This is a genomic window from Agromyces binzhouensis (genome assembly GCF_004135055.1).
Lineage (GTDB): Bacteria > Actinomycetota > Actinomycetes > Actinomycetales > Microbacteriaceae > Agromyces > Agromyces binzhouensis.
The window spans coordinates 1-3,015 of sequence record NZ_SDPL01000382.1 but is presented as its reverse complement, the minus strand read 5'-3'; the positions used below and the strand labels follow the sequence as shown (position 1 = coordinate 3,015).

At 72.6% G+C, this 3,015-nt stretch carries 2 protein-coding genes; both read left to right on the top strand.

Annotated features, from left to right (window positions below; genetic code table 11):
- The first annotated feature begins 255 nt into the window (after positions 1-255).
- A complete protein-coding gene (locus ESO86_RS14500) occupies positions 256-807 on the top strand; it encodes a hypothetical protein (RefSeq protein WP_129235628.1) in 552 nt (183 codons plus the stop codon).
- A 92-nt stretch (positions 808-899) separates the two neighbouring features.
- The gene (locus ESO86_RS14495) at positions 900-2,816 is read left to right on the top strand and encodes a vWA domain-containing protein (protein WP_129235627.1); all 1,917 of its coding nucleotides are present in this window, start codon (positions 900-902) and stop codon (positions 2,814-2,816) included.
- The last annotated feature ends 199 nt before the right edge of the window (positions 2,817-3,015 follow it).

Sequence of the window (3,015 nt, the reverse complement as noted above, 5' to 3'; positions counted from 1 at the left end):
GCTCGCACCGCTGCGCGGAGCCGAGGCCGAGGGACGCGCGACCGGCGCCGCGCGCCTGGCGAGCGGTGCGGACGTCGTGCCCTGCGGCGACACCTCGCTCGCGCTCGTCGCCGAGTAGCGGCATCCGATCGCCCCGCCTCGGGTCGCAACCACGATGGAGCGCGCCCGAAACACGCGCCCGATAGGGTGATGGCCAGCGGAACGGGGTGCGCACGCGCCAGCGCGTGCGACTGACGAGAGGCCGGCGCTCGGCTCGTGACGACGATCAAGCAGAAGCAGGCACGCAGGCGGCGTGGACGCGCCGTCGCGTACGGTGCGGTGTCCGCGGCCTGGGCGCTGACCGTCTGGCTCAGCGCCATCCTCAGCCCACCGGACTGGCTGCACGGTGTCGCCCTGTTCGTGCACCTCGCGTCGCTCGTCGTCGGGCTCGGCGCCGTGCTCATGATCGAGTGGCACGCACTCCTCTGGGCGACCGGATGGAGCACCGTGCGCGAACTGCGCCAGGCCGACCGCACGATGATCCTGCCGGTCTGGGCCGGACTCGGCGGACTGCTCGCGAGCGGCGCGCTGCTCGAGCCCGACCTCACGTCCACGCCGACCCAGGTCAAGCTTGCCGCCGTGCTGGTGCTGAGCCTCAACGGCGTCGCGTTGACGCGCTGGACCTCGGACCTCGCGCGCCTGCCGCCGACCGCACGCTTCCGAGCGCTCCCGCGCGGCGTGCGGACGTGGTTCGTCGTGAGCGCCCTGGTGTCGCAGGCGGCGTGGTGGACGGCCGTCCTCATCGGCCTCCTCAACGCGACCGGCTGAGCCGTCGCAGGGGGTGCGTGGACGTTCCCTGCGAGGTCGCAGCCTGCTGAGCTAGGCTCACGATCGAGCCAGCCGTCCCGACTGGAGGAACGATGCCCGACGCGCCGAGCAGCGTCCCGTACCGACGCGACCGCAGCCGACTGCGCGAGGAGCGCCGTCGGCGTCGGCGACGCGGCATGTGGATGGGCATCGCCGCAGCCGTCATCGCCGTCCTCGTCATCGGCGGGGCCATCACCGCGATGGTCGTCGCGAACCAGGGCAGTGGGCCGGCGGCCGCGCCGAGCGAGGCGGCCGAGCCGGAGCCCATCGTCTTCCCCGACGACGAGCCCGCGGCGGAACCCGGCGCCGAGCCCTGCACGACGGTGTCTGTGCTGTCGTCCTTCGAGAACGCCGAGATGGTCGAACGCCTCGCCGAGGGATACAACGCCGAGCCACGCGACGTCGACGGCTCATGCGTCACGGTCGTCGCCGCGAAGGACAAGTCGGGCATCGCGGCCGAGGAGGCCGCCGTCGGATTCACCGAGACCCCCGAGGACGAGCGGCCCGTCGTGTGGATCCCCGACGCCCGATCGTGGCTCGGCGTCGCGCGCGAAGGGGGCGGGGGCGCGAACGTCCCCGCCGAGGGGACGAGCATCGGCTCGTCCGACATCGTGCTCGCCATGCCCGAACCGCTCGCGGCGGCGATCGGCTGGGACGAGGAGCCGCCCACCTGGACCGACGTCTTCGAGACCGCCGACGACGCCGCGGTCTGGACCGACCTCGACCACCCGGAGTGGGGCGAGTTCAAGCTCGGCAAGACCAGCCCGGTCATCGCGAGCTCGGGCGAGGCCGCCATGCTCGCCTCCTACGGGGCGGCGGCGGGGTCGCTCGCCGACCTCACGGCCGCCGAGATCACCGACGACGAGATCTCCGACGAGGTGAAGCAGCACGAGCTCGCGACGAGCCACTACATGGCCACGCCCGAGCACTTCCTCTGGCACGCCAGGCAGTCCGCCGACGCCGGGGGGTCGGCCGCCGACTTCCTCTCGGCCGTGATCGTCGACGAGAAGTCGGTCTGGGACTACAACCGGGGCATCACCAGCCGCGACGGCGTCACGCGCATCGAGACCGACCCGCCCGCCGAGCAGCTCGTGCCGATCTACCCGAGCGACGGCTACTACGTCGCCGACAACCCCGCCGTCGTGCTCACCGGCTCCTGGGTCGACGACGCCGAGGCCGCCGCCGCCGAGGACTTCCTGCGCTTCGCAGGCACGAAGGAGGGTCAGGCCATCGTGCGCGAGGCCGGCTACCGCGACCTGAACGGAGAGCTCGACGCCGAGGTCGAGGAGGTCGGCGCACTCGCCGAGTCGACCGATGCCGGCCTCCCCTTCCCCGAGCAGCAGGTGGTCGTGGCCATGCACGAGGCGTTCCCCGAGGTCCGCAAGCGGGCCAACGTCCTCTTCCTGCTCGATGTCTCCGGGTCGATGGGCGACCCCATCGAGACCGGCGAGTCGAAGCTCGAAGCCGCGAAGCAGGCGGTCGAGCTGTCCCTCGACCACTTCTCCGCCGGCGACAACGTCGGGCTCGCGGCGTTCTCCGAGGTCGACGCGCAGGCGCTCGCCCCCGGCGAGGTCAGCGCCGTCGCCGACATCGCCGACACGCGCGACCGGTTCGAGTCGGCGTTGGGCGGCCTGAAGCCGATCGAGTGGACGCCGCTGTACGAGGCGGTCGACACGTTCGCGAAGCAGCAGGCCGAGGACTACGACCGCGATCGCATCAACGCGATCGTGCTGCTCAGCGACGGGCGCAACGAGACCGAGGCGCCGAGCACGTCGTCGCAGCAGATGCTCGACACGCTCGAGGAGCTGCACCACTCGACCCCGGTGCTCGTCTTCACGCTCGCCTACGGCGCCGACGCCGACGTCGACACGCTCCGGGCGATCTCCGGCGCGACCGGTGCGCACTACTACGACGCGACCGACCCGACCGAGGTCGACGAGGTCCTCGGCGAGCTCGTCACGAGCTTCTGAGCCCACGGCGTCACGCGGTCGGCCCGTCATCCGGCGTGACAGCCGCGCGTCGCACGCCCGATGGTGCCAGCATGGGCGGATGACGCCTCGACGCCCGCCCGCGCTCGTCGCCGTGTCGCACGGCACCTCCTCGCCCGAGGGGCGCGCCGCGGTGCGCGGCCTGTACGACGCCGTCGTCGCGGCGGTCGCCGAGCGGTGG

Coding starts and splice junctions, on each gene's coding strand:
- ESO86_RS14495 (WP_129235627.1), top strand. CDS start 900: ATGCCCGACGCGCCGAGCAGCGTCCCGTACCGACGCGACCGCAGCCGA.